The 25,685-nt window shown below is 70.8% G+C and carries 21 protein-coding genes, 1 tRNA gene and 1 pseudogene; 10 read left to right on the forward strand and 13 right to left on the reverse strand.

The genetic code is table 11. From position 1 onward, the window contains the following. Positions 1 to 311 precede the first annotated feature (311 nt). A pseudogene (locus IE180_RS10060) lies at positions 312 to 1,122 on the forward strand (IS5 family transposase). A 547-nt stretch (positions 1,123 to 1,669) separates the two neighbouring features. On the opposite strand, the gene IE180_RS10065 reads toward IE180_RS10060, so the two are convergent. Next, complete coding sequence (locus IE180_RS10065) at positions 1,670 to 1,891, reverse strand: hypothetical protein (protein ID WP_190156479.1); 222 nt, start codon at positions 1,889 to 1,891, stop codon at positions 1,670 to 1,672. A gap of 545 nt (positions 1,892 to 2,436) precedes the next feature. On the opposite strand from IE180_RS10065, the gene IE180_RS10070 reads away from it, so the two are divergent. Then, positions 2,437 to 2,961, forward strand: coding sequence for a hypothetical protein (locus IE180_RS10070; RefSeq protein WP_190156480.1), 525 nt, complete (start codon positions 2,437 to 2,439; stop codon positions 2,959 to 2,961). 1,473 nt (positions 2,962 to 4,434) lie between these two features. On the opposite strand, the gene IE180_RS10075 is transcribed toward IE180_RS10070, so the two are convergent. Then, positions 4,435 to 4,509, reverse strand: a tRNA-Val gene (locus IE180_RS10075). A 166-nt stretch (positions 4,510 to 4,675) separates the two neighbouring features. On the opposite strand from IE180_RS10075, the gene IE180_RS10080 reads away from it, so the two are divergent. The 3 genes from IE180_RS10080 (at position 4,676) to IE180_RS10090 (ending at position 7,119) form a co-directional block, all read left to right on the forward strand. Continuing rightward, the gene (locus IE180_RS10080; RefSeq protein WP_229860414.1) at positions 4,676 to 5,437 is read left to right on the forward strand and encodes a DUF4097 family beta strand repeat-containing protein; all 762 of its coding nucleotides are present in this window, start codon (positions 4,676 to 4,678) and stop codon (positions 5,435 to 5,437) included. 135 nt (positions 5,438 to 5,572) lie between these two features. Then, complete coding sequence (locus tag IE180_RS10085) at positions 5,573 to 6,871, forward strand: coiled-coil domain-containing protein (protein ID WP_190156842.1); 1,299 nt, start codon at positions 5,573 to 5,575, stop codon at positions 6,869 to 6,871. 32 nt (positions 6,872 to 6,903) lie between these two features. Continuing rightward, a complete protein-coding gene (locus tag IE180_RS10090; protein ID WP_190156482.1) occupies positions 6,904 to 7,119 on the forward strand; it encodes an FmdB family zinc ribbon protein in 216 nt (71 codons plus the stop codon). A gap of 2 nt (positions 7,120 to 7,121) precedes the next feature. Here IE180_RS10090 and IE180_RS10095 read toward each other — a convergent pair whose 3' ends face one another. The 3 genes from IE180_RS10095 to IE180_RS10105 are packed head-to-tail and all read right to left on the reverse strand — an operon-like array spanning position 7,122 to position 11,707. Continuing rightward, the gene (locus IE180_RS10095) at positions 7,122 to 7,955 is read right to left on the reverse strand and encodes an HAD family hydrolase (protein ID WP_190156483.1); all 834 of its coding nucleotides are present in this window, start codon (positions 7,953 to 7,955) and stop codon (positions 7,122 to 7,124) included. A gap of 26 nt (positions 7,956 to 7,981) precedes the next feature. After that, positions 7,982 to 10,462, reverse strand: a complete 2,481-nt coding sequence (locus IE180_RS10100; RefSeq protein WP_190156484.1) for a phosphoribosyltransferase — start codon at positions 10,460 to 10,462, stop codon at positions 7,982 to 7,984. Between the two features lie 18 nt (positions 10,463 to 10,480). Then, positions 10,481 to 11,707 carry an HpcH/HpaI aldolase/citrate lyase family protein gene (locus tag IE180_RS10105; RefSeq protein WP_190156485.1) on the reverse strand — a complete coding sequence of 409 codons (1,227 nt, stop codon included), beginning with the start codon at positions 11,705 to 11,707 and terminating at the stop codon, positions 10,481 to 10,483. A gap of 175 nt (positions 11,708 to 11,882) precedes the next feature. Between IE180_RS10105 and IE180_RS10110 the strand changes: the two genes are divergently transcribed. Further along, positions 11,883 to 12,743: a TerD family protein gene (locus IE180_RS10110; RefSeq protein WP_190156843.1), complete on the forward strand. Its 861-nt coding sequence runs from the start codon at positions 11,883 to 11,885 to the stop codon at positions 12,741 to 12,743. A 52-nt stretch (positions 12,744 to 12,795) separates the two neighbouring features. Here IE180_RS10110 and IE180_RS10115 read toward each other — a convergent pair whose 3' ends face one another. From IE180_RS10115 to IE180_RS10140, 6 genes are all read right to left on the reverse strand, one after another. Continuing rightward, positions 12,796 to 13,533, reverse strand: a complete 738-nt coding sequence (locus IE180_RS10115) for a TerD family protein (protein WP_190156486.1) — start codon at positions 13,531 to 13,533, stop codon at positions 12,796 to 12,798. Between the two features lie 118 nt (positions 13,534 to 13,651). Then, a complete protein-coding gene (locus IE180_RS10120; protein ID WP_190156487.1) occupies positions 13,652 to 14,794 on the reverse strand; it encodes a DUF475 domain-containing protein in 1,143 nt (380 codons plus the stop codon). A gap of 28 nt (positions 14,795 to 14,822) precedes the next feature. Then, positions 14,823 to 15,398 carry a TerD family protein gene (locus tag IE180_RS10125; protein WP_190156488.1) on the reverse strand — a complete coding sequence of 192 codons (576 nt, stop codon included), beginning with the start codon at positions 15,396 to 15,398 and terminating at the stop codon, positions 14,823 to 14,825. Positions 15,399 to 15,480: 82 nt separating this feature from the next. Beyond that, on the reverse strand, positions 15,481 to 16,056 hold the full coding sequence (locus tag IE180_RS10130; RefSeq protein ID WP_030495317.1) for a TerD family protein: 576 nt from the start codon (positions 16,054 to 16,056) through the stop codon (positions 15,481 to 15,483). Between the two features lie 139 nt (positions 16,057 to 16,195). Then, on the reverse strand, positions 16,196 to 16,654 hold the full coding sequence (locus tag IE180_RS10135) for a peroxiredoxin (protein WP_190156489.1): 459 nt from the start codon (positions 16,652 to 16,654) through the stop codon (positions 16,196 to 16,198). Positions 16,655 to 16,783: 129 nt separating this feature from the next. After that, positions 16,784 to 17,206 carry a DUF3052 domain-containing protein gene (locus IE180_RS10140; RefSeq protein WP_123451942.1) on the reverse strand — a complete coding sequence of 141 codons (423 nt, stop codon included), beginning with the start codon at positions 17,204 to 17,206 and terminating at the stop codon, positions 16,784 to 16,786. A 430-nt stretch (positions 17,207 to 17,636) separates the two neighbouring features. Here IE180_RS10140 and aceE point away from each other — a divergent pair, with 430 nt between their 5' ends. Beyond that, positions 17,637 to 20,369, forward strand: coding sequence for a pyruvate dehydrogenase (acetyl-transferring), homodimeric type (gene aceE / locus IE180_RS10145; RefSeq protein WP_190156490.1), 2,733 nt, complete (start codon positions 17,637 to 17,639; stop codon positions 20,367 to 20,369). Between the two features lie 85 nt (positions 20,370 to 20,454). Then, positions 20,455 to 21,288, forward strand: a complete 834-nt coding sequence (locus IE180_RS10150; protein WP_190156491.1) for a potassium channel family protein — start codon at positions 20,455 to 20,457, stop codon at positions 21,286 to 21,288. Here IE180_RS10150 and IE180_RS10155 read toward each other — a convergent pair. Further along, the gene (locus IE180_RS10155) at positions 21,269 to 21,682 is read right to left on the reverse strand and encodes a peptidase inhibitor family I36 protein (protein ID WP_190156492.1); all 414 of its coding nucleotides are present in this window, start codon (positions 21,680 to 21,682) and stop codon (positions 21,269 to 21,271) included. The two genes, IE180_RS10150 and IE180_RS10155, sit on opposite strands and share 20 nt — an antisense overlap. Positions 21,683 to 21,813: 131 nt before the next feature. Further along, positions 21,814 to 23,436: an MFS transporter gene (locus IE180_RS10160; RefSeq protein ID WP_190156493.1), complete on the reverse strand. Its 1,623-nt coding sequence runs from the start codon at positions 23,434 to 23,436 to the stop codon at positions 21,814 to 21,816. 117 nt (positions 23,437 to 23,553) lie between these two features. On the opposite strand from IE180_RS10160, the gene IE180_RS10165 reads away from it, so the two are divergent. Beyond that, positions 23,554 to 24,213 carry a TetR family transcriptional regulator gene (locus IE180_RS10165; RefSeq protein ID WP_190156494.1) on the forward strand — a complete coding sequence of 220 codons (660 nt, stop codon included), beginning with the start codon at positions 23,554 to 23,556 and terminating at the stop codon, positions 24,211 to 24,213. Between the two features lie 193 nt (positions 24,214 to 24,406). Then, positions 24,407 to 25,615, forward strand: coding sequence for an alpha/beta hydrolase (locus IE180_RS10170; RefSeq protein WP_190156495.1), 1,209 nt, complete (start codon positions 24,407 to 24,409; stop codon positions 25,613 to 25,615). Positions 25,616 to 25,685 lie beyond the last annotated feature (70 nt).

The raw sequence follows: 25,685 nt of genomic DNA on the forward strand, positions 1-25,685 counted from the left end.
TGGCTCGCGTTGAGGGGCGTGCGCCAACAGACCGTGACTCAACACGAGGTGGCCGCACGGACCGCCGGGAGACCGAAGCCCGTGCGGTCAGATGGAATGCCTATATGCAGTTCACGGCTGCCGCGATCCGAAGCACTGACTTGATCCATAAAGAGAAGAAGGCTCATATCGATGATGCCGAGTATCGAGAGCGGTACTCGGCCGCCCAGCATGCCCTGACCGATCTAACCGTCGCTTAGAGCGCCTAACACAATGAGGTGGATCGGTCCTGGTGGCCGTGTCCGGCCAGCGGTTTCGGCGTCGTCCGTGCCATGGGGGCTTCGCCGTGGATCGTGCCGGGTGATCTGTGGGAGCGGATCGAGCCGCCCCTGCCGAAGCGGGAGAGACGGTGCAGGTACCCGGGCCGCAAGCCGGTCCCGGACCGACAGGCGCTGTGCGGGATCCTGTTCGTACTGCACACCGGCATTCAGCGGGAACACCTGCCTCAGGAGCTCGGCTTCGGGTCCGGTATGACGTGCTGGCGACGGCTGCGGGACTGGAACAAGGCCGGCGTCTGGCAACGGCTACACGAGGTGCCATTGGCCGAGCTGAACGCCGCCGCCCGCCTCGACTGGCCGAGAGCGGTCGTCGACTCCAGCCACGTCAGAGCGCTAAAAGGGGGCTCCAGACAGGCCCGTCACCAGTCGATCGGGGACGGGCCGGCTCCAAGCACCACCTGATCACCGACGGCCACGGCACCCCGCTCGCGGTCATCCTCACCGGCGGCAACCGCAACGGCGTCACCCAGCTCCTGCCCCTGCTCGACGCCGTCCCACCTGTCCGCGGCCGGCCGGGACGGCCCCGCCGAAAGCCCCAGTCGGTCTTCGCCGACCGCGGCTACGACCACGACGTCTACCGCGACCAGGTCCGGGCCCGCCGGATCCTGCCCGTCATCGCCCGACGCGGCACACCCCACGGCAGCGGCCTGGGCGTTTACCGGTGGGTGGTCGAGCGCACCTTCGCCTGGCTCCACGGCTTCAAACGGCTCCGCGCCCGCTGGGAACGACGGCCGACATCCACGAAGCCTTCCTCAAGCTCGCCTGCTGCCTGATCACCCACCGCCAGGTACTGTCCTTGACCTGACCGGCACTCGCCCCACCTCGACAGACCGACCCGGCAAACTGGTCGCATGGACCGAGACGCCCTGTAATCCGCACTGTCCCAGGACGACAGTGCCTCTGCCCGCGCAACCCTGGCCGAGCTGAAGGCAGGCGCGGACTTCGAGGTCTTCCTGAACCAAACGGCCTCTGCGCGACAGCTCTGGGACATCTGGTCGTGGCGGCACGAAGTCATGCTCGACACGGGCGTCACACCTCGGCCCGGACTGGCCGAAGCCGTCGCCGGACTCCAAGCCGCAGGAACCGCTCGGGTCTACATGGCGACCGTCACCGGAACACGGAGACGCTTCACCCTCTTCCTATCGGAAGATCTCACCCAGTGCGTCACCTGCTGGTGACAACACCTCATTGCGTTAGGGCCTCTTAGCTGGGCAAGGGGATGGGTGTGTTGCTACCCGCTTTGCCAGGCCACGAATAAGCCGCGAGCAACGAACCTGTGCCGCACGGTCAGCGACAGCTGCTTCGTAGGCCCGAATCGGGGCGCTGTCGCCGCGCGGTCTGGGACAACGGCCCTACAGCTTGATCATCTTGGCGTACGGGCTCAAGATCCGCTCTCGCGCCGAGCCGAAATCGACGAGCGTCGCGGTTCCGTCCTCGACGCCGATCACTCGGCCGAGTCCGTACACGTCGTGCGTGACCTGGTCACCCACCGCGAAGCGCTTCGGGGGCGGCGCGGTCGGGGCTTTGAAGGGGCTGCTCGGCAGATGACGCTTCGGCGCGGCTGGCTTTGTCATTGCGCCCATTATGCGCCCGCCGGGGTCCGACAGGACCGCCGTGCGCATCACCGTTCGGTCCCGATCCCCGCGCCTTCCGGATGGGCGACGGGGAAGGGCCGGAGAGGATCCAAACCGTCGACACCCGATCTGCAAGCTCGCCCGGGAGACGACGGCAGCGTCTCGCTCGCCGGCACGACTGCCGGACACGGACGCTCGCGTGCGCCCCCATCCGGCGTCGTTGATGTCAGCCGTGGATGTCAGAGACCTTCTGATCCGTAGCTCTAGCAAGATCGGTCACTTGAGGTCATACAGGCCGCCCGGAAGTCCCTGAGGGCCTGTACTGGGCGCTGCCGGTTGCTGGGGTTGCCGTACTTCGCTGCGGTACAGCAACTGCCCGAGGGTTCCGGAGATGTAGGGGCATCCGGCCGTTGATCCCGGCTCCGCCGAGAGGCCGTTCATCGCTCATACCAGCCTGAGGCCCTTACGCGTCAGAGCCTCCGGCCCGTATGTTCCCTCCTGACAGATACATGATAGGCGGGGGCATGTCAGGACAATTGTTCACCTTGATCGGTGTGCTCGTCGGCGCGGTTGCGTCGTACGTCGGTGGAGCCCTGATGGAGAGATCTCGGTGGCGGCGCCAACTTTCCACACGGTGGGACGAACGTCGCCTGGAGTGCTATCTCCGGTTTGCCGACGCGGTCAAGAGGTTCACCTCGCTGGCAGGTCGTCTGGCTGCAGGCAAGGGACTCTTCGACCTGCCTCTGCCACTCGCCGGGGAGGCCGGCCTGGAGCTGCTGGCCGAAGCTGAGCTTGAGCGAGGCTACGCGTTCGAAGCCGTGCTCCTTATGGGAGACGCGGAATCCATCTCGGCAGCCAGATCGCTACAGCGGCACGCCTGGGTACTGGAACAGTTCGTTCGAGACATGCGCCCAGGCACGTCAGACGACTGGATGAGGGCGTTCCGGGAGTTTCAGGAGAAGCGTGATGAGTTCTACATCGCCGCACGCAACAGCCTCGGCGTCCATGCAAAGTTCCGGCTGCGATCGGAAGATCCAGCCGTCCTCAGCCCGGACGCCCGCCACTTGTAGCCACGTCTGGCCCGCGAACAGCACTCTTTCCAACTGTGGTGGTGGGGTGGTGGGCTGCGCACAGGGCCGTTCACCTGCGTTCATGGGCGGCTGGTCACCGGTGTTGGGAGCGCTGCACGTCCCGTCTGAACGGCCCTGAACGGGGCTGAATGAGACGGAAACCGAGACGGCGCCCTTGATCCTAGAGCTGGCCTCGCCACCAGAGCGCGTCCAGGCTGTCAGCCGGGATGACCTTGACCCTTGCCAGAATCTTCTCATCGAGGGCCCGCACAAGGGCGCGCAACTCACGTGCGCTCTTCCTGGGCAGCGCGTGAAGCACGGCTTCGAGGTGCTCACGGAAGCCGGCGCCGTAGCACTCACACTCAGGAATGCCGCAACCAGGACCCAAGAGTGGATCTACAAGTTGCCTGACGGGTCCATGGGCGTAGGCATGCCAGTGCCAGAACGCTTCCTCTGTGGCCTCGGGCCAGAAGCGGGTCCGCTCCAAGCGGCGCAGGTCGGCTATGCAACACCCCGAAAGGCGATCTATGAGCGGGTACCGTCGCTGCCGCAGGAGGCGGATAGGGAGCTCGCCCCGGAGGGCTGAGGGGCGCCTACGCGGCATTGCCCCTTCGGTTGTCGGTCATGGGGGCAAGTTACAAAACCAGCTGTCAGGTGGCTACCGCATATCCGGGGCGATGCCTATGGAGAGCATCCGCCCGATCAGCTCGCTCCCGACTCCCATCCCGTCTGCCGCCGACCCACACACCGTGGAGCAGGCGCGGTGCCGGGCGTCCAGGTGGAGCGCGCCACTGTACGAACGACCTGGACGCCCGGTGCCGTGTCTGCTCGGCTCTGCCTGGGTCGACGGCAGACGGGATGGGAGTCCCCACCGCCACACCCCACCGGCCGGCACCCGCCCACGGAGCCCCCGCCATCCCGGAGCCTGAGCGCCCCCGCCGGAGGCATCGTCTTGAGCCGCACTTGCGTACCGCCTTGGCCACGTCGTGGGTTCGTCACCCATCAACCCGAGCCGTCAGGCGCGGGTCGGCGGCCGGGCTGGAGCGGGACGCAGACAGGAGCGCAGGCCCGGGCGACGGGCCGCGCGCGCCGCGCCGTGCGCGGCGGGTGCCTTGATGAAGTAGAGAAACTCTTACCGCACCGAGCCCTCAGGAGGTCGTTCGCTTGTGAGGCGTGCCCCGTGGGCGGCCTTCGTCGCCGTGAAGTCCAAATCACTGGCTTGCTACCGCTGTTTCCCCCGCGCCGTGTCGTGTCATGGTCAAGACCCTCGGACGCAGTCAGACGAGGTGGCTACGGGCGTCTGGCCCCATGTGGGCCGGAACACGGCGGTAGGAGGGGCGAGAGCCACGCAGATCGGCCGTCCGGGGATCCCGCCCGTATCTGCTCGCCGCCCTTGAGGTCAGATCTGGATGTCATGTGGCATTCCGGTGGCACGCAGAAGGCCCCGACCGTGATCGGTCGGGGCCTTCGTGCTGGTGGGCGCGGACGGTTTCGAACCGCCGACATCTGCTTTGTAAGAGCAGCGCTCTACCCCTGAGCTACGCACCCGTGGAAGAGGCAACAGCCTACATGGCCGGTGGGTGGGTGTCGCAAACGGATGGGGGCGGGGGGGGTAGCCCCACCCCCTGGACGGTGGGTCGCCGGATCGTGACGGGGGGTGGTGGGGTTCTACGGTCGGGGGATCGTCGGGGTCGCTTCTGGGGGAATGATCGTCATGGCCGTAGGTCGCCCGTTCCGTGTGCTGCTCGCTTCCTGTGTCGCCGTGCTCCTGCTCGCGGGGTGCGGGAGCGGTGCCGATGTCGAGGGGGCGCCGGTGGAGCGGAAGACGTTCGCGTTCGACGGGGACGCGCTCACCGTCGATTCGGACGACTCCGAGCTGGTGATCACGGCCGCCGACGTCGACGGCGTGCGGGTGGAGCGGCAGGTCGACGGGTGGGTGTTCCTGGGGACCGGGCCCGAGGCGAGCTGGAAGCTGGTGGACGGGCGGCTCACCCTGCGGGTGGAGTGCGACGCGGTCGCCGCCTCCTGTTCGTCCGTGCACCGGATCCAGGTGCCCCGGGGTGTGGCCGTCAGCGTCGAGGACGACAACGGGGGCGTGACCGCCGAGGGGTTCGCCACGCCCCTGAAGGTGCGGTCCGACAACGGGGACGTGCGGGTGCGGAAGGCCGGCGGGGCGCTCGATCTCGGTGGGGGGAACGGTGATCTGGACGTCGAGGGGTCCGTCACCTCGGCCGAGGTCTCCGTGCGGTCCGGCAACGGGGACGTGCGGATCGCCCTCGGGGCCGTTCCCCGCAAGGTCGACGTCGTCACCGACAACGGGGACGTGACCGTGACGGTGCCCGAGGCCGAGTACGCCGCCTCCGGTGCCAGTGACAACGGGGACGTCCGGATCGACGTGCCCCGTCGTGACGGCAGTGGGCACGTCGTGAGGCTGCGCAGCGACAACGGGGACGTCACCGTTCGTACGGTGAACTGACCGGGCCGTGTGTTCGTCCTTACCGGGTGGGAGAATGAACCGGACCGGGCACGGCGGACACAGCACGGGGAGTAGTACGTGGCGGCGAGCGACGCTAGGGGCACATCGGCGCCCAGGGGTTCCTCCGCGTTCCGGCTGGCGGTCGCGTTGCCCCTGCTGGTGGGGGCGTTGTTGCCGCAGGCGTTCGCCGGGGGCGGGACGCGCCGCTGGTTCGGTGGGCGCGGGGAGGGGCAGCGGGCCGAGGCGCAGGCCGCCAAGGACGCCGCCGCGGCCGCCTTCTACGAGCTCGACACCGCCCAGCGCGGGCTGCGCATCTCCATCGAGACGATCACCGCCGTGGACGGCTCCCCGGAGGCGCTCCGCGCCGTCGAGGGGTTCGAGGCGCTCGGGCGGCGGATCGACGAGGTCAGTCAGGGCTACATCGGTGCTGTGGACGCGCACGATCTCGATCGGGACGAACTGGATGCCGCCACCGCCTCGCGCGCCCGTGCCGAGCTGAGCCGGGCCAAGGAGGAGCTCGACCGCGTCAAGGGCGAGTTGGACCGGTTCGAGGAGGGGCTCGCCCCGCTCCTCGGGCGTGCCGAGACCCAGCTCGCCCGCCTCGCTCCCGCCGTCGAGCGGGCCCGGCAGGCGCTGCGCGGTGCGAGCGGCGCCCTGGACGCCGTACGGGAGGGTGGGCTGCGTGCCGACGACCTCGCCCTGCGGCTCGCTCAGCTCGGGCCCGAGCTGACCCGCCTCAACGAGGGCGCCGGGCGGCACGGTGTCGCCGAGACGCTCCAGCGCGCCGACCGGGTGCTGCGGGACGCCGAGGCCGTACGGGCCGAGGCCGGGCGGCTGCCCGAGCGGGCCGCCGAGATCGACAGGCGCCTGGTGTCGCTGCGTACCCGCACCGAGGCGCTCACCACCCGCGCGGGGGGCGTGGAGCCCGTCCTCTCCGAGCTGCGCCGGCGGTACTCGGCCGCCTGCTGGCAGGACCTCCAGCACGTGCCGGAGCAGGCCGTCGCGACCCTCCGGCAGGCCGGGGAGCGGCTCGTCGAGGCCGGACGGGCGCGGGCCGAGCAGCGCTGGCCCGACGCGACCTCGCTGCTCTCCACGGCCCGCGCGCTGCTCGACTCGACCGACGAGGCCGTCTCGGCCGCCGGTGACCGGCTGCGCCGTCTGGACGCCGTCGCGAAGGACCCGAAGGCGGAGACCGACCGGGCGCGGTTCGCGGTACGGGACGCCCAGCGGCTGGCGATGGCCGGGCGGAACACGCCCGATCCCCGCCACGCCCGGCCCCTCGACGACGCCGTCGCCCGGCTCGACCGGGCCGTGGAGGGGCTGGAGGGGCGCCATCCGGATTACTGGCACTTCCTGACCGAGCTGGAGGCCGTCCGCGCGACCGCCGCGCGGGTCGTCGGACAGATCCGGGAGGAGCGGGGCTCCGGGCACTGATGGGGCGTGCCTCCCGCCGTTAGCCTGGTGCCATGCCTCGTTACGAATACCGCTGCCGCACCTGCGACGACACCTTCGAGCTCAGCCGTCCCATGGCCGAGTCCTCCGCTCCCGCCGCCTGCCCCGCCGGGCACGACGACACCGTGAAGCTGCTGTCGGCCGTGGCCGTCGGCGGAAGCGCCACCGCCGCCCCCGCGCAGGGCGGGGGCGGCGGTGGCGGTTGCTGCGGTGGGGGCTGCTGCGGCTGAGCCTAAGCCGCTGCCGCCGCCCGGAAGCGGCGGAGGATCTCCTCCCCCGCCGCCACTCCGCGCTCCGCGAGGACGTCGAGGTGGGGTGCCGTCCAGTCGCTGTCGGCGAGTTCGCCGTGGCCCGGGCGCCAGGCCCGGTCGGCGGCGAGCAGCAGGTCGGCGTCGAGGAGGGAGTCCCCGGCGGCCAGGGTGAGCGTGGCGCCGGTGCGGCGGGCGACCTCGCGGACGGCCGCGCTCTTGGTGAGCGGCTTCGGCACGGCGTAGACCTTGCGGCCCTGGAGCGAGACGGTCCAGCCGCGGTCGCCCGCCCAGCCGCCGAAGCGGCCGAGCCAGTCCTCGGGGAGCCGCTCCCGCTCGACGACGAGGTAGGCGAAGAGGTCCTCGGCCACCCGGTGCTTGCGCACCCAGGACAGGTCCGTGGTGGCGGTGAGGTAGGCGCGGATCTCGGAGAGCGGGGCGCATTCGTCGTCGAGCCTGCGCAGGACGGACTCGTGCCAGTCGCGGTCGGAGACGCCGTCGACGAGGATGTGCCCGCCGTTGGCGCAGATCGCGTACGCCGGTGCGGTGCCCGGGAGTTGGATGCGCTGGTACTGCTTGCGCGTCCGCGTCGTCGTCGGCACGAAGACCGTTTCGGCGGTCAGGCGCGCGAGGAGGTCGGCCGCGTCCTCCGTCATGTAGGAGAGCGGCTTGGACTCGTGGACCTCGACGCAGAGCAGCCGGGGCGCCTGGGCGTCGGGCATGCCGAGGGCGAGGGCCGCGGTCGAGTAGATGAGGGTGCGGTCGAGGTCGCTGGCGACCAGGGTCGTGGCCGGGGCAGGGCCCGTGCGCGCGCCCATGTCCCTGTCTGTGTTCGTGTCCGTGCTCACTGGGACGCCACCGCCTTGCCGTCGGCGCCTGTCGCGCCCCTCGTGTACTGGGGGTGGATCAGGCCCACGCAGCTGTACGGGAGTTCGTCGACCACCTCGACCGGTACGCCGCGCTGCTCGGCGAGCAGCCGGACGTGCGCGAGTTCGGCGTCGGCGCCCCGCTTGGCGAGGATCTTCCAGGGGACGCGGCGGAGCAGGACGCGGGTGGTCTCGCCGACGCCCGGCTTGACCAGGTTGACGTCGTGGATGCCGTACTCCTCGCTGATCCGCTCGACGGCCGCCCAGCCCTCCCAGGTGGGGGTGCGGTCGGCGGCCAGGAGCTCCTTGACGTCCGTGTCGACGGTCGCGGCGACCTCGTCGAAGCGGGCGGCGACGGCGTCGAGGAAGGACCCGGAGACGTCGGACCCGGCCAGCTCGCGGTAGAACTTGGCGCCGTGGAAGTCGTTCGGCCCGACGAGGTCGGAGCGGAGGACCGTACGCGATATCAGGCCGGAGACCGTGGAGTTGAGGCACGCGGAGGGGATGAGGAAGTCCTCGCGGGTGCCGTAGGTGCGGACGCAGGAGCCGGGGTCGGCGAGGACCGCGATCTCCGGGTCGAAGCCCTCGAACTCCTGTAGCGCCTCGGCGAGTTCGCGGGTGATGGCGCCCTTGCCGGTCCAGCCGTCGACGAACACGACGTCGGCCGGGTCGTGGTGGGCGGCGAGCCAGCGCAGCGCGTTGGCGTCGATGCCGCGGCCGCGGACGATGGAGACGGCGTAGTGCGGGAGGTCGAGGCCGTGGCGGGCCTGCGCCCAGCGGCGCATGAGGACGCCGACGGGGGTGCCCGCCCGGGCGAGGGAGACCAGGACCGGGCGGGCGGACCGCTCGGCGAGGACGGTCTCGGTGACCGTGCCGACGGCGCGGGCCATCCGGGCGGCGGAGCTCTCCAGGGCGGCGTGGAAGAGCTCCTGGTAGCGCTCGCTGGGCTGGTACTCGACGGGGAGCGACTCGGCGTAGTGGGCGCCGCCGCTCTGGATGGCCTCCTCCCGCTCCTCGGTGGGTGCCTCGAGTTCGACGTCCGAGAGGTCCTGGAGCAGCCAGCCGACCTCTTCGGGCGCGTACGAGGAGAAGGCGGGGCCGCGGAGGGGCTCGGGCAGCATGGAGCTCCTTTCGGGAGCTTCGGGAGCTCCGGTGACGGAGACCGTGGGGGCGTGGGACGGGACGACCGCGAGCACGACGCGCGGGATGTGCGCGGCGAGCTGGGCGAGCAGGCCGTCGGGAGCGTGCAGGGCCGGGGTGTCGGCGGCGGAGTCGACGACGAGGACGACGGCGTCGAAGCCGGCGCCTGCGACGTTGTAGGCGTAGCGCTCGCCGGGTCCGTCGGCGGGGTCGTCGTGGGCGGGGAAGACGAGCCGGGTGCGGATCGCGTAGCCGGGGTCGTCGACGGCGAGGACGGGCGAGCGGGTGGTGGTGGAGTAGCGGACGTCGTGGCCGGCGTCCTCCAGGGCGGTGGCGAGGCGCAGCGGCGCGTACATCAGCTCCTCGAAGCCGAGGACGAGCACGCGGGGTCCCGCGGGGGGAGCGGCGCGGGCTTCCCGGGCCGCTGTCCCCGCCGGGGTGCGGAGCGCCTCCGCGAGTCTGTCCGCCATCGCCGGCAGCGCCTTCTCCAGGCGTTCCCGGTGCTCGGTCGTGAAGCCGTGCCGGCCGCCGTCGGGGAGCCCCTCGGGCCAGCCGAGTTCCACCCGTACGGGTGCCTCCCGCGGCGCGCGGCGTACGGGGCCGGCCTCCGTCCCGTGGGCCTTCTCGTGTTCCGCCACCAGCGCCTGGCCCTTCTCCAGGACCCCGTCCGGGAGGCGGACCGTGCCGGTGGCGCCGGCGACCAGGTCGACGCGGGCGCCGATCTCGGTGGCGAAGGCGTCCAGGCGGCCGGCGTCGGCGTCGGAGCGCATGTCGACGAGGGCCACGACGACGTACCGCTCGCGCGGGTAGCGCTCGTGCAGGGCGCGGATGGTGTTGAGGACGGTGTTGCCGGTGGAGAACTCGTCGTCGACGAGGACGAGGGGGCCGTCGCCCGCGAGGAGCTCGGGGTCCTCGGGCAGCAGGAGGTGCGAGGTGGCGTGGGAGTGGGACTCCTCGAAGCCGCCCGCGCGGGCGACGCCGGCCACCGGGCGGCGGGTGGAGTGGAGGTACGGGGCGGTGCCGAGGCCGTCGGCGACGGCGTGCCCGAGGGCGGTGGCGGTCTCCGCGTAGCCGAGGACGACGGACCGGGCGGCCTCCTCGTCGCCGAGGAGCTCGCGGACGCTCCGGCCGAGGTCGAGGCCGGAGCCGTACACGACGGAGGGGCGCTGCGGCACGTGCTTGCCGAGCACGTGGGAGACCAGCAGGTGCGCGCGCTTGGGGTTGCGACGCAGTGCGAGGCCCAACAGGGCCGGTAGCTCCTCGCCGCCGATCAGTTCGACGCCCAGTCGCTCCGCGACCCACGTTCCGGTCCACACCACGTCGTCGACGTCCCTTCGTCAGCCGGCCAGGCCGGCGGTGAGCAGATCCACGAAGCCGACGTCCTCCTTGGCGACGCCGAAGACCTCGGCGCGCAGGAGGGTGCGCTCGGCCCACGCGCGATGCGGCTTCGCCTCGTTCATCTTGTTCGTGTAGGCGGAGCGGAGCACGCCGCCGCCGTCCCGCTCGGTCCGCAGGATGTCCTGGGCGTCGCTCCACTCCTCGTGGCTGACGACGGAGAGGGCGTGCACCGGCACCACGTGGGTGGGGTGGATGCAGGTCTTGCCGAGGAGGCCGTTGGCCCGGTCGAGTTCGATCTCGCGCAGCAGGCCGTCGAGGTCGTGCTCGATGAGGGCGGTGCGCAGGTCCTCGGCGCGGCCCTCCAGGAAGGGGCTGCGGCGCAGCTGGGGCTTGAACATGCGCTCGCCGGGACGGAAGTACTCCCAGACGGGTCCGGTGACGGTGAAGCCGGTCCCGTCGGAGCGGCCGAGGACGTTGACGACGTCGGCGATGACGCTCGCGACGATCTTGATGTCGTAGGCGGTCATGTCGGGCGAGCGGCGCAGCCCGTAGGCGGAGCAGAAGTCGGTGACGCCGAGGCGGAGGGCGAGGACGCGGTCGCGGTACTTGCCGGTGATGGAGGCGATCCCGGCGAGGGTCTCGGCCCGGGTCTCCAGGTGGAGGAGCTCGGGGGACTCCAGGACGGGCATGGCGAAGAGGCGCCGGCCGGTCGTCCGCTCGGCCTCGGTGAGCGCTTCGAGGAAGGCGTGGCCGCGGGCCTCGGTGAACTTGGGCAGCACGAATCCGGACAGCAGGCGGACGGAGGCGCCGAGGCGGTCGACGAGGTCGGTGATCTGGTGCGGTTCGCGGACCCGGATGAAGAGCAGGGGCAGGTCCGGGGCGGTGTCGGCGTCCGCCCCGGTGGCGGTGTCCGTCCCGGTCCCGGTGGCGGTGTCCGTCCCGGTCCCGGCGGCGAGGTCGGCGAAGTGCCGGACGAGGTTGTCCTCGCCCGCCTCGACGTCGGCGTCGCTGATGGAGTCCTCCAGGCAGAGCACCATGGAGACCACTCCGCGTCCGGCCTGTTTGCGCACGGCGTCGGCGAGCCGGGGGCGGGTGGCCGGGCTGTAGAGCGTGGCGCCCAGGGCCACGGCGAGCGTGCGGGCGGGCGAGTCGGCCGTGAAGTCGGCCGGCTCCTGGTGGAACAGCCCGGTCCGTACCGCGGACGGGATGTGCCCGAAATGACGCATGTGAGTCCCCCGTCTGCCTCTCCGGCCCTGATGACACGTGGCCGGTAATAGTACGTAGGTACGGGTGTCCTTAGTTCCCCGGGCGCGTGAAATTCAGGTAACCCACCGGCATCCGTCGCCCCGTCCGGTGTCGGGGGTGCCCCCGCGTTGTCCGCGGGCCGGGCGGGAGGGCAGGATTGCGGTCATGACGCACGCGATGCAGAAGGGCTCCAACGTCCCTCTCGACACCGCGGCCGTACGGGCCGTGCTCCGCTGGACCCCGGGCCCCGGGGTCCCCGACGTGGACGCCTCGGCCCTGCTCCTCGGGCCCTCCGGCCGCGTGCGGTCCGACGAGGACTTCGTCTTCTACAACCAGCCGCGCCATCCCTCGGGGCTGGTGCGGCGGCTGCCGAAGAAGCGGGTCTCCGAGGGCCTGACGGACACCGTGGAGGCCGATCTGGCCTCGCTCGACGTCTCGGTCGACCGGGTGGTGATCGCGGCCTCCTCCGACGGCGGCACCTTCCGCTCCGTCTCCGACCTGCGGATCCTGCTGTACGACGCGGTGGCCGGGGCGGAGCACGAGCCGCTGGCGCTGTTCGAGGTGATGGCGGAGACCGGCGAGGAGACGGCGGTCATCTGCGGCGAGCTGTACCGGCGCGGGGACGGCTGGAAGTTCCGCGCGGTGGGGCAGGGCTATCCGACGGGGCTCGTCGGGCTCGCCACGGACTTCGGCATCTCGGTCGACGAGGACGCGGCGGAGGGCCGGGAGGACGACCAGGCCCCCCGGGGCGGGGTGCCGGGGGCGTCCGGGGACTCCTCCGACTCCGACCTGACCGTGGTCCACACCCCTCTGCCTCCGCAGCCGGCCGTACCGCCCCTGCCGGACCGGGTGCCGCCCATGCCGGACCGCGCGCCCGCCTACGGCTACCCGCCGCAGCAGCCGGTGGGCGCCCCGGCCCCCGCGTACGGCTACCCGCAGCCGGTGACCGCCCCCGAGCAGAACCCTGCCCCGGAGTTCCGCATGCCTCCGATGGGCCCCCAGTTCGTCCGGTCGTGAGGTCGACGGGGGCGACGGGGCCGACGGGGCCGACGGGGCCGACGGTCGGGCCCTACGCCTTGGTCTTGTAGCCGCGCCCCCACTGGAGGCCCCAGCCGTACAGCCGGTCCAGTTCGGCCTGGAAGCCGTACACGAACCGGACCTCGCGGCGGACGGTCAGCTCGCCCTTGACGTTCTCCATGGAGAAGACGGCGCAGGAGCGGGCCTGCGGGGCGCGCTCGTCGAGCTCGATCTCGATCCGGGGGCCGTTGCTCGGGTAGAGCGTCACCTTGGCGTGCGTGCGGTCGAAGGCCGGCGTCTGGTCGTAGATGTACACGAAGAACAGCAGGCGCTTGATCTCGTCCCGGTGGTCCAGGTTGACGAAGACCGTCTCGCCCGAGGAGCCGCCGAAGCGGTCGTCGCCGCTGAGCTTCACGTACGGGGCCGTGTTGAGGTCGCCGAAGAAGCCGCCGAGCGGCTGCACGACCCCCTTGCTGCCGTCGGTGAGCTCGTAGAGGCAGCCGAGGTCGAGGTCGACGTTGACCATGCCCTGGGTGTGGGCCTGGACGACCTCGGGCTTGAAGAGCTGGGCGGGGTTCCGCAGCAGCCGTCCGCTCTGCCGGGAGCGGCCCTCGATGTCGGAGGTGCGCATCCGCCAGGAGAGGTTGACCCGGAGGTTGCCGGTGGCGGCGCCCTGTTTGGTGAGCGAGACGGTCGGGCGTCGTTTCGTCAGGTCGATCGCGTTCGACGCGGCGCTGCCCGAGTCGAACTGCGCCGTCCTCGTCGGAAACAGGTTGTCCCAGAAGGCCATGTCGCCTTCACCCCCCACTGGTCGTCACCGTCACGGCCGTCCGTACCGCGCACATGCCTGCGGGGCGGCCGGATCCACCGGCCGCCCCGCAGTGAAGCATTCCTCATCGGCGGGGGCGTCACACCCCGGACGGCACCTCGGTCTTGTCCTCCGAGGAACCGCCCTCGGCCGCCGCGAGCCGCTTGTTGCGGCGGACGGAGGACCAGAAGGACCAGGCGATGAGGAGGACGCCGATGGAGCCGGTGACGATCTCGGGGATCTCGTACTGGATGGTGATCATGAGGACCACGGCCAGGGCACCGATCGCGTAGTGGGCGCCGTGCTCCAGGTAGACGTAGTCGTCGAGGGTGCCCTGGCGGACCAGGTAGACCGTCAGCGAACGGACGTACATGGCGCCGACGCCCAGGCCGAGCGCCATCAGCACGATGTCGTTGGTGACGGCGAAGGCGCCGATGACGCCGTCGAAGGAGAAGGAGGCGTCGAGGACCTCCAGGTAGAGGAACATGAAGAAGGCGGCCTTGCCGGCGAGCTGGACCGCGGGGACCTTCTTGCCGCTGCGCTCGGCCTCTTCCTCGGCCTCGTGCTCGCGCTCCTCTTCCTCCTCCAGCTTGTTCTCGAAGTAGCCGGAGAGACCGCCGACGACGAGGTACGTGATGAGGCCGGCGATGCCGGAGATCAGGACCGTCTGCGCCTTGTCGACGTGCGCGCCGCCGTGCTGGTGGGCGTGGGTCGCGAAGGTCATGGAGGTGATGAGCAGGACGACCAGCGCGATGCAGACCGACAGCATGTCGACCTTGCCGAGCTTGGCGAGCGGGCGCTCGATCCAGCGCAGCCACTGGATGTCACGGTCCTCGAAGATGAAGTCGAGGAAGATCATCAGCAGGAACATGCCACCGAAGGCGGCGATCGACGGGTGCGCGTCGGTCACCAGCTCCTGGTACCTGTCGGCGTCGTTCAGCGCGAGGTCGACGGCCTCGACGGGGCCGATCTTCGCGCTGATGGCGACGATCACGACGGGGAAGACGAGGCGCATGCCGAAGACGGCGATGAGCACGCCGACCGTGAGGAAGATCTTCTGCCAGAAGGCATTCATCTTCTGCAGGATTCCGGCGTTGACCACCGCGTTGTCGAACGACAGGGAGATCTCGAGGACGCAGAGGATCGCGACGATCCCGAACGCTTCCCACCCCCCGTAGGCCACCGCCACGGCCAGGCCGAGCACAGTGATCGCGAACGACCAGCCGAAGGTTTTCAGAATCACTGTCTACCCCATCGTGAAATTACAGGCTTTACGAAACGTTGACCCCGAAGTCTAGAGCGATGCCCCGAAGCCCGGACGCGTACCCCTGGCCCACCGCCCGGAACTTCCATTCGCCGTTGTAGCGGTAGAGCTCGCCGAAGATCATCGCGGTCTCCGTGGAGGCGTCCTCCGAGAGGTCGTACCGGGCGAGCTCCTGGCCGTCCAGCTGGTTCACCACGCGGATGAACGCGTTGCTCACCTGGCCGAAGCTCTGGCCGCGGCTGTCGGCGTCGTGGATCGACACCGGGAAGACGATCTTGTCGCAGTGGGCCGGCACCTTGGTGAGGTCCACGATGAGGGACTCGTCGTCCCCGTCACCCTCGCCGGTGAGGTTGTCGCCGGTGTGTTCGACGGACCCCTCGGGGCTGCGGAGCTGGTTGTAGAAGACGAAGTACTCGTCCCCGAGCACCCGGCCCGCCTGGCACAGCAGGGCGCTGGCGTCGAGGTCGAAAGGGGCTCCGGTGGTGGAGCGCGCGTCCCAGCCGAGTCCGACGAGGACCTGGGTCAGGTTGGGTGCGGCCTTGGAGAGGGAGACGTTGCCTCCCTTGGCGAGCGTGACGCCCATGATTCGGTTCCTCCCCGGTGGTGATGAGGCACGTCCGGCGCCGCACGGGAGGTGCGGCGCCGGACGGTTCGAACGGTTCGGCTCAGACGTTGACGCCGAAGTCCTGCGCGATGCCGCGCAGGCCCGAGGCGTACCCCTGGCCGACGGCGCGGAACTTCCACTCCGCGCCGTGGCGGTAGAGCTCGCCGAAGACCATGGCGGTCTCGGTCGAGGCGTCCTCGGAGAGGTCGTACCGGGCGATCTCGGCGCCGCCGGCCTGGTTCACGACGCGGATGAACGCGTTGCGCACCTGGCCGAAGGACTGCTGGCGGTTCTCCGCGTCGTAGATCGAGACCGGGAAGACGATCTTGGCCACGTCGGCCGGCACGCCGGCCAGGTTGACCTTGACCTGCTCGTCGTCGCCCTCTCCCTCGCCGGTGAGGTTGTCGCCGGTGTGCTCGACCGAGCCGTCGGCGCTCTTCAGGTTGTTGAAGAAGACGAAGTCCTGGTCGTTGCGGACCTTGCCCGCCTCACTCACCAGGATGGCGCTGGCGTCGAGGTCGAAGTCCGTACCGGTGGTGGTGCGGACGTCCCAGCCCAGACCGACGGTCACGGCGGTGAGGCCAGGGGCCTCCTTGGTCAGCGAGACGTTGCCGCCCTTGCTGAGGCTGACTCCCACGAGTCCCTCCATAGGTTTCCAGGGGCAGCGCCCCCAGTCGTGCGTTGGCATCGGATCAACGTCTGGATCCTAGTGACGGGTTCCCGGTCGAAACAGTCGATTCGCCCGGTGAATCCGAGGGTGTCGGCCCCGGCGACGCTCAGAGCGCTTCCAGGGCCTGGACGTAGTCGCGCGGGTCGCGGGCGTCCGACAGGGCGTTCACGACGGTCCAGCGGACGACGCCCTCCTTGTCGATGACGAAGGTGCCGCGGACCGCGCAGCCCTTCTCCTCGTCGAAGACGCCGTAGGCCCGGGAGGCCGCGCCGTGCGGCCAGAAGTCGGAGAGCAGCGGGAACTCCAGCCCCTCCTGGTCCCCGAAGACGCGGAGGGTGTGGATGGAGTCGTTGGAGACGGCGAGGAGCGCGGTGTCGTCGTTGACGAACGTCCGGAGGTCGTCGCGGAGCTCGCGCAGTTCACCGGTGCAGACGCCGGTGAAGGCGAAGGGGTAGAAGAGCAGCACCACGTTCTTCTCGCCGCGGAAGTCGGAGAGCCGCACGGTCCGGCCGTGGTTGTCCTTGAGCTCGAACTCCGGGGCCTTGGTGCCGACCTCGATCGCCATCGCGTACGCGTCCCTTTCGACGGGCCCGGGCCTTGGGCCGTTCCGGTGAACCCGGGTGGGCCCCAGCCTACGGCCTGCGCACGAAAGCCCCCGCCGGCAGGCCGGCGGGGGCTTCTCGCAGCGTGGTGATCAGCGCTTGGGGGCAGCCAGGCGGGTGCCCGTCCAGTCCTTGGCGACGCTGATGCTCTTGGTCTGGGAGAGACCCGCTGTCTGCGCGGCATCCTGGATGTCGGACGGCTCGATGTAGCCGTCGCGGCCGGTCTTCGGGGTCAGCAGCCAGATGTTGCCGCCGTCCTCCAGAAGACCGATGGCGTCCACCAGTGCGTCGGTGAGATCGCCGTCCTCGTCGCGGAACCACAGCACGACGACGTCGGCGACGTCGTCGTAGTCCTCGTCCACGAGATCCTGTCCGATGACGGACTCGATGCCTTCACGGAGATCCTGGTCGACGTCTTCGTCGTAGCCGATCTCCTGGACCACCTGTCCGGGCTCGAACCCCAGCCTCGCTGCCGGGTTGGTCCGCTCCTCCGCGTGGTCCGCGGTCGCGCTCACGGCTTGCCTCCTGCTCATTCGGTAAATGCTGTGGGCCACGCGTATGCGCGTGGCGCTGGCCGTAGTCCACACGTGCCGGGGCGGATCGCGCAAGTACCCGGCCGCCGAGACCGCCGAAACGGTGACGTTTGGGGCCGTCTCGCCGCAACTTCCGGCACCGCCGATCCCTCCTCCGTGATCAGGTGCACATGGTTCGTCCCGGTTTGCTGACTTCTGAGTTTTCAGTCTGCCGAACGCCCGGACGAAACGCATGCGCGGGTTGGGCGTAAGGTTGCGATTTGAGCGCACCCGGACTTCCGGAAGGCAGGCGAGGCACCCCCCGGGGGTTACCCCCCGGTAAATGTGACGTCCGACGCCGGTGGGGTACACGATGGACATCTCCTGACCAGCCCGTGGCCCCGTGGGCACCACCGAACAGCGAAGGAAGAGCGTGGCTCCCGGATCCGATCGCACCCCGATCATCATTGGCGGCCTTCCCAGCCAGGTCCCGGATTTCGACCCGGAAGAGACCCAGGAATGGCTCGACTCCCTCGACGCGGCCGTCGACGAGCGGGGCCGTGAGCGGGCCCGCTACCTCATGCTCCGCCTGATCGAGCGGGCCCGCGAGAAGCGCGTGGCCGTGCCCGAGATGCGCAGCACGGACTACGTCAACACCATCGCCACCAAGGACGAGCCGTTCTTCCCCGGCAACGAGGAGATCGAGCGCAAGGTCCTCAACGCCACCCGGTGGAACGCGGCCGTGATGGTCTCGCGCGCCCAGCGCCCGGGCATCGGCGTCGGCGGTCACATCGCCACCTTCGCCTCCTCGGCCTCCCTGTACGACGTGGGCTTCAACCACTTCTTCCGCGGCAAGGACGAGGGCGACGGCGGCGACCAGATCTTCTTCCAGGGGCACGCCTCCCCCGGCATCTACGCCCGCGCGTACCTCCTGGACCGGCTGAACGAGGCCCAGCTCGACGGCTTCCGCCAGGAGAAGTCGAAGTTCCCCGACGGCCTCCCCTCGTACCCGCACCCGCGGCTGATGCCGGACTTCTGGGAGTTCCCGACGGTGTCGATGGGCCTCGGCCCGCTCGGCGCGATCTACCAGGCGCGGATGAACCGGTACATGGAGGCGCGCGGCATCGCCGACACCTCCAGGTCGCACGTCTGGGCGTTCCTCGGCGACGGCGAGATGGACGAGGTCGAGTCGCTCGGCCAGCTGTCCATCGCCGCCCGCGAGGGCCTGGACAACCTCACCTTCGTCGTCAACTGCAACCTCCAGCGGCTCGACGGCCCGGTCCGCGGCAACGGCAAGATCATCCAGGAGCTGGAGTCGATCTTCCGGGGCAACGGCTGGAACGTCATCAAGCTGATCTGGGACCGCTCCTGGGACCCGCTGCTCGCGCAGGACCGCGACGGCATCCTGGTCAACAAGCTGAACACCACCCCCGACGGCCAGTTCCAGACGTACGCCACGGAGACCGGCGGCTACATCCGGGATCACTTCTTCGGCGGCGACCACCGGCTGCGGGCCATGGTCGAGGGCATGTCGGACCAGCAGGTCCTGCACCTGGGCCGCGGCGGCCACGACCACAAGAAGATCTACGCGGCCTACGCGGCGGCGAAGGCCCACGCGGGCCAGCCGACCGTGATCCTGGCGCAGACCGTCAAGGGCTGGACGCTGGGCCCGAACTTCGAGGGCCGCAACGCGACCCACCAGATGAAGAAGCTGACGGTCGACGACCTCAAGCGCTTCCGCGACCGGCTGCACATCCCGGTGACGGACCGGCAGTTGGAGGAGGGCCTGCCGCCCTACTACCACCCGGGCCGGGACTCCGAGGAGATCCAGTACATGCACGACCGCCGCGAGGCGCTGGGCGGGTACGTCCCGACCCGGGTCGTGCGGGCGAAGCCCCTGGCCCTCCCCGACGACAAGGTCTACGCGGCGGCCAAGAAGGGCTCCGGGCAGCAGTCGATCGCCACCACGATGGCCTTCGTCCGCATCCTGAAGGACCTCATGCGGGACAAGGAGATCGGCAAGCGCTTCGTGCTGATCGCCCCCGACGAGTACCGCACCTTCGGCATGGACGCCTTCTTCCCGAGCGCCAAGATCTACAACCCGCTGGGCCAGCAGTACGAGGCGGTGGACCGCGAACTCCTCCTCGCCTACAAGGAGTCGCCGACCGGCCAGATGCTGCACGACGGCATCTCCGAGGCCGGCTGCACGGCCTCGCTGATCGCCGCCGGCTCGGCGTACGCCACGCACGGCGAGCCGCTGATCCCGGTGTACGTCTTCTACTCGATGTTCGGCTTCCAGCGGACCGGCGACCAGTTCTGGCAGATGGCCGACCAGCTGGCGCGCGGCTTCGTGCTCGGCGCCACCGCCGGCCGGACCACGCTGACCGGCGAGGGACTCCAGCACGCGGACGGCCACTCGCACCTCCTCGCCTCGACCAACCCGGCCTGCATCGCCTACGACCCGGCGTTCGGCTTCGAGATCGCGCACATCGTCAAGGACGGCCTGCGACGGATGTACGGCCCCGAGGCCGAGGACGTCTTCTACTACCTGACCGTCTACAACGAGCCGATCCAGCACCCGGCCGAGCCCGAGAACGTGGACGTGGAGGGCATCCTCCAGGGCATCCACCGCTTCAGGGCCGCCGAGGCGGGCACCATCCCGGCTCAGATCATGGCCTCGGGCGTCGCCGTGCCGTGGGCGATCGAGGCGCAGCGGATCCTCGCCGAGGAGTGGAACGTCAAGGCCGACGTCTGGTCCGCGACCTCCTGGACCGAGCTGCGCCGCGAGGCCGTGGCCGTCGAGGAGCACAACCTGCTCCACCCGGACGAGGAGCAGCGCGTCCCGTACGTGACGCGCAAGCTCCAGGGCGCCGAGGGCCCGTTCGTCGCGGTCTCGGACTGGATGCGGTCGGTGCCGGACCAGATCTCCCGCTGGGTGCCCGGCCCGTACACCTCGCTGGGCGCGGACGGCTTCGGCTTCGCGGACACGCGCGGTGCGGCCCGCCGCTACTTCCACATCGACGCGCAGTCGATCGTGCTCGCCGTGCTGACCGAACTCGCCCGCGAGGGCAAGGTCGAGCGCTCGGCCCTGAAGCAGGCCGTGGACCGCTACCAGTTGCTCGACGTCACGGCGGCCGATCCCGGCGCCGCGGGCGGCGACGCCTGACGGACGCCGTCGGCCGCTCGTTTCGGCTGGTGAGGGCGGTGGGACGCGGTCCCGCCGCCCTTCGTCATTCCTTACGATGCCGGACATGCCCGTCAAGAAGCTGCGCTGGGAAGAGCGCACCCAGACGCCGCTCCTGGTGCTCGCGGTCGTGTTCGGCCTCGCCTACGCGGTGCCGATCGTGGCCCCCGGCGCCGAGCCGTGGGTGCACCGGCTGTGCACCCACGCCGAGTGGACCGTCTGGGGTGCCTTCGCGCTCGACTATCTCGTCCGTCTCGGGCTCGCCCCGGACCGCTGGCGCTTCGTGCGCGGCCATCCGCTGGACCTGCTGGCGGTGATACTGCCGATGGTGCAGCCGCTGCGGCTGCTGCGGGTCGTCTCCACGCTCCTCCTCGTGGGTCGGCGGGCCCGGATGGCCCCGCAGATAACGCTCACCACGTATGTGGCGGGCGCGGTGGTCGGGCTGATGATGTTCGGCTCGCTGGCCGTGCTGCACGTGGAGCGGGACGCCCCGCACGGCAACATCAAGACGCTCGGGGACGCGGTGTGGTGGTCGTTCACCACGATGACGACGGTCGGCTACGGCGACCACGCCCCGACCACGGGTCTCGGCCGGGTCCTCGCGGTGGGCCTGATGCTCTCGGGCATCGCCCTGCTCGGTGTCGTCACGGCCAACATCGCCGCCTGGTTCATCTCCCGCTTCGACCGGGACGACGCGGTGGAGCGCCGGCAGACGGAGCTCCTGGAGGCGCTCACCCTGGAGGTCCGGGAGCTCCGCGCCGAGGTGGCCCGGCTCTCGGCGCGGCCGGCCCGGCAGGAAGCGCCCGAAGTGCCGGGGGCTCCGGGAGCGCCGGGAGGGCCGGGAGCGCCGGGAGCGGACGAGCCGTGCGATGTCCCCTCGCCTACCGCTCCCAGAGCTTGAACGCTCTGACCTCGTAGGCCGTCTGCGGCACCCAGGTCCCCCTCCCCGGGTACGTCTCGAACTCCCCCGTCTCCCCGCACTCCGCCGACTGGTACGTGGTGACCGGTCGGCCCGTGCGGTTCGCGAGGGACTGGGCCGAGGTGCCCGGCGGCAGGGCGACGCAGCTGTCGATGTCGGTCGTGGCCAGCTCGTGCGTCCACGGCCTGCCCCTGAAGCCGGGCTTCGGCCAGAGACAGAGCCGACCGGGCCCGCAGGCCCCGAGCGCGGTCCCGGCCGGGGCGACTGACGGCGCCGCCGGGGCCACCGGGGTCACGGGCGCCGCCGGGGCCGCCATGAGGGCGGTCAGGAGGAGGGCCGTGACGGCCGCGCCGGTGAGGACGGTCTTCGTATACATGCTGATGAACCCCCGATTCGTCACTCTCTGTGATCACGAGGATGGCGGAGGTCCTCCGACGACGGAAGAAGGGCCGCCCCCGTTCACGCGAACGGGTGACGGCCCCCTACGGGAACCCTGACGGGCGAGCGTCAGATGTGACCGCCCATGCCGCCCGCCTCCGCGTTCTCGCCGCGCTTGGTGAGCGTGGCGACGAGGGCCGCGACGACGGCGACGCCACCGGCGACGGTGAAGGCCAGCCCCATGCCGTCCAGGAAGGTCTCGTGGATGACCCCGGTGATCTGCTGGAGGAGGCCGGGAGTCATCCCCGGCGCCTGGGCCAGCTCCGGCGGGGTCATGCCGAACTCGGCGGCCTGCTCGAGGCGCGGGTCGGCCGGGACCGGGATGCCGGCCTCCTTCCAGTTCCCCGCGAAGGAGCCGGAGACCTTCGAGGACATGACGGCGCCGAGCACCGCCGTGCCGAGCGCGCCGCCGACCTGCATGGCGGCCTGCTGCAGACCGCCGGCCACGCCGGAGAGCTCCAGCGGCGCGTTGCCCACGATGACCTCGGTCGCGCCGACCATGACCGGGGCGAGGCCCAGGCCGAGCAGGGCGAACCAGAGGGACATGGCGAGGGTGCCGGTGCCGGCGGTGAGCGTGATCATGCCGAACATCGCGACGGCCGTGCAGACCATGCCGCCGACGAGCGGCACGCGCGGCCCGAACTTGGTGATCAGCGCGCCGGCCAGCGGCGAGGAGACGATCATCATCGCGGTCAGCGGCAGCAGGTGCAGACCGGCGTCGACCGGGCCGAGCCCCTTCACGCCCTGGAGGTAGAAGGTCACGAAGAAGAGGCCGCCCATGAAGGCGAAGGCCATCAGGACCATCAGCACCGCACCGGCCGAGAGCGGCACGGAGCGGAACATGCCCAGCGGGACGAGCGGCTCCCTGACCTTCGTCTCCCAGAAGGCGAAGACCGCGAACAGGACCACCGCGCCGAGCAGGCAGCCCCAGGTGTTGCCGCTCGCCCAGCCCCAGGACTCACCGGCCTTGATGATGCCCCAGATGAGGGCGGCCATGGCGCCGGAGAGCAGCAGGATGCCCAGGAGGTCGAAGGAGCGCGGCGCGTTCTCGGCGCGGTGGTCCTTGAGGATGACCAGGCCGAGCACGAGGGCGACCACGCCGACCGGCACGTTGATGAAGAAGACGGACTGCCAGCTGACGTGCTCCACCAGGAAGCCGCCGAGGATCGGGCCGCCCGCCGTGGAGGCGCCGATGACCATGCCCCAGATGCCGATCGCCATGTTCAGCTTCTCGGCGGGGAAGGTGGCGCGCAGCAGGCCCAGCGCGGCCGGCATCAGCAGGGCGCCGAAGAGTCCCTGCAGGACGCGGAAGGCGATCACGGCCGCGATGGAGTGCGACAGGCCGATCGCGCCGGAGGCGGCGGCGAAGCCGGCGATGCCGATGAGGAAGGTCTGGCGGTGACCGAAGCGGTCACCGAGCTTGCCGGCGGTGATCAGGGCGACGGCGAGCGCGAGCAGGTATCCGTTGGTGATCCACTGGACCTGGGCGAGGGTGGCGCCGAGGTCCTCCTTGATGGCCGGGTTGGCGATGGCGACGATCGTGCCGTCGAGCGCGACCATCATCACGCCGACGGCAACGCCGAAGAGCGTCAACCACGGGTGGCCGCGCAGTCCCTTCGCCGGGACCGGTACGGGTTCCCGGGCGTCCCCCTGACCCTGCGGGGCCTTTTCCACGGTGGTCTGACTAGTCATGCGAACGAGGCTAGTGACAGTCACTGACAATTGACAAAGCGATTCACGCGTCGGTAACTGTCACGTAGCTCACAGGTACGCTGAGCAGGAAGAAATGCCGAAAAAGAGGACCACGCCGTGACCGTTCCCGGACTGCGCGAGCGGAAGAAGCAGCGCACGCGCGACGCGCTGATCCGGGTCGCCCTGGAGCTCTTCACCGACCAGGGGTACGAGCGGACCACCGTCGACGAGATCGCCGACGCCGTGGACGTCTCCCAGCGCACCTTCTTCCGGTACTTCTCCTCCAAGGAGGAGGTCGCCTTCGCCGTCCAGCACATGGTGGAAGAGCGTTTCGTGCACGCCCTCGGACAGCGGCCCCCGGACGAGGCCCCCCTCGACGCGATGCGCAACGCCGTCCTGTCCGCCTGGGACACCATCGGCGAGGCGATCGCGGAGGTCGTCCCCGTCGAGCTGCACCTGCGCGCGTACCGCATGATCGAGTCGACGCCCGCGCTGCTCGCCGTCCATCTGCGCCGCTCCACCGAGATGGAGGAGACCATCTCCCGGATCATCGCCGCGCGCGAGGGCCTCGACGTCGACGAGGACCCGCGCCCCCGGATCGCGGTGGCGGCGTTCAGCGGGGTGATGCGGGTGACCGGGCAGATGTGGGGCCGGGGCACGGACGGGAGCCTGGAGGCCATCCGCGCGCTCACCGAGGAGTACCTCGACCACCTCGGCCCGGCGCTCGTCCCCCACTGGCGGGACCGGCCCGGGGAGGGTCCGGGGGCGGCCGCGTAGGCCGTCGCCGGCGGCCGCGGAGGCCGTCGCCCTCCGGTACGGGAGGCCCCGCAGGCTGTCGGGCTTCCCGTACGAGGGCGGTCCCGCGGGCTTCCGGCCTCCCCCGACGCGAGTCGCCGCGCGGGCCGCCGGGTTCCCGCACGAAGGCCGCCGCGTGAAGAGGCGTGCGCCGCGCCCCGTAGGGTGGCGGCCCGTGACCTCCGATGCCCCGCCCGCCCTCGTCGCCACGCGCGCACTCCTCGCACTCACCGTCGTGTTCGTGCTCCTCGCGACCACCGGGTGGACCACGATCCGGCACCAGCCCGTGCCGTGGCCGTCCCGCGAGGCCGCGCTCGCCGCCTGGGCGCGGGACCGGATCGACCACCGGCCGCTGCCCGACCCGGCCGCCCCGGCCCGTACCGTCGCCGCGTTCTTCGCCGGACTCGGCCCGGCGCGCGGCGCCCGGCTCGCCGCCCGGCACCCGCTCGTCGTCGGCAACCTCAACGGCGTCCCGGTCGCCCTGCGCTACCGCGCCAACCGGATCACCCTCGCGCGCGCGTACGCCGCCGAGCGGAACAGGGTCGACGACCCCAGGCTCTCCCCCGAGGGCCGGCACGAGGCCCGGCGCCGCATAGACCGCTTCGCCTCCCTGATGCGCCCCGGCCGCCAGGTCCTCGCCTTCGACCCGACCGGCACGGGGCGGGCGGCCGAGGTCCTCGGGGACCTGGAGCGGGCCCGGCGCGTCTCGGTGATCGTGCCCGGCGTCGACACCAACCTGCTCACCTTCCAGAAGACCCACGGCCGGTACGGCGCCCCCGCCGGCATGGCCGAAGCCCTCTACGCGGCCGAGCGGCGGACCTCGCCACGCGCACGCGTGGCGGTCATCGCCTGGGCCGACTACACCGCACCCGTCGGGATAGGCGTCGACGCGGTGACCGGCCGGCTGGCCGAAGAGGGAGCCGTACGACTGGTGGGCCTCACCGAGTCCCTGCCCCCGGACGCGCGCGTGGCGCTCTTCTGCCACAGCTACGGCTCCGTGCTCTGCGGGGCCGCCGCACCCCGGCTGCCCGCCCGGGTGACCGACCTGGCCGTGGCCGGAAGCCCCGGGATGCGGGTCGGGCGGGCCGCCGACCTCGACAGCCACGCGCGCGTGTGGGCCATGCGGGACGCCGACGACTGGATAGCGGACGTGCCGCACCTGGAGGTGGGCGGGCTCGGACACGGCGCCGACCCGGTCGCGCCGGAGTTCGGCGCGAGGCTGCTCTCCGCGCACGGCGCCCTCGGCCACAGCGGCTATTTCGAGCCGGGGACACAGAGCCTCGGCAACTTCGCCGCCATAGGCGTCGGGGCGTACCCGAATCTGGTCTGCGCACCCGCCGACAGCGCTTGCCACGACGGAATATCCGGCACGGAAGGGCTCTGACGCGCGTAGATCACGCAATTTCAGGACCTTTCACAGGGGCGACGCAAGGGCACACGCCGCTTACGATGAG

It is taken from the genome of Streptomyces litmocidini, from assembly GCF_014649755.1.
In the GTDB taxonomy this organism is placed as follows: domain Bacteria; phylum Actinomycetota; class Actinomycetes; order Streptomycetales; family Streptomycetaceae; genus Streptomyces; species Streptomyces litmocidini.

Excerpts from the sequence above, each read along its gene's own strand:
- IE180_RS10160 (WP_190156493.1), bottom strand. The coding sequence starts at position 23,436 with ATGACTAGTCAGACCACCGTGGAAAAGGCCCCGCAGGGTCAGGGGGAC.
- IE180_RS10095 (WP_190156483.1), bottom strand. The coding sequence starts at position 7,955 with ATGGGCGCGCGCACGGGCCCTGCCCCGGCCACGACCCTGGTCGCCAGC.
- IE180_RS10125 (WP_190156488.1), bottom strand. The coding sequence starts at position 15,398 with ATGGGCGTCACGCTCGCCAAGGGAGGCAACGTCTCCCTCTCCAAGGCC.
- IE180_RS10065 (WP_190156479.1), bottom strand. The coding sequence starts at position 1,891 with ATGACAAAGCCAGCCGCGCCGAAGCGTCATCTGCCGAGCAGCCCCTTC.
- IE180_RS10155 (WP_190156492.1), bottom strand. The coding sequence starts at position 21,682 with ATGTATACGAAGACCGTCCTCACCGGCGCGGCCGTCACGGCCCTCCTC.
- IE180_RS10090 (WP_190156482.1), top strand. The coding sequence starts at position 6,904 with ATGCCTCGTTACGAATACCGCTGCCGCACCTGCGACGACACCTTCGAG.
- IE180_RS10105 (WP_190156485.1), bottom strand. The coding sequence starts at position 11,707 with ATGCGTCATTTCGGGCACATCCCGTCCGCGGTACGGACCGGGCTGTTC.
- IE180_RS10135 (WP_190156489.1), bottom strand. The coding sequence starts at position 16,654 with ATGGCGATCGAGGTCGGCACCAAGGCCCCGGAGTTCGAGCTCAAGGAC.
- IE180_RS10115 (WP_190156486.1), bottom strand. The coding sequence starts at position 13,533 with ATGGCCTTCTGGGACAACCTGTTTCCGACGAGGACGGCGCAGTTCGAC.
- IE180_RS10150 (WP_190156491.1), top strand. The coding sequence starts at position 20,455 with ATGCCCGTCAAGAAGCTGCGCTGGGAAGAGCGCACCCAGACGCCGCTC.
- IE180_RS10080 (WP_229860414.1), top strand. The coding sequence starts at position 4,676 with ATGGCCGTAGGTCGCCCGTTCCGTGTGCTGCTCGCTTCCTGTGTCGCC.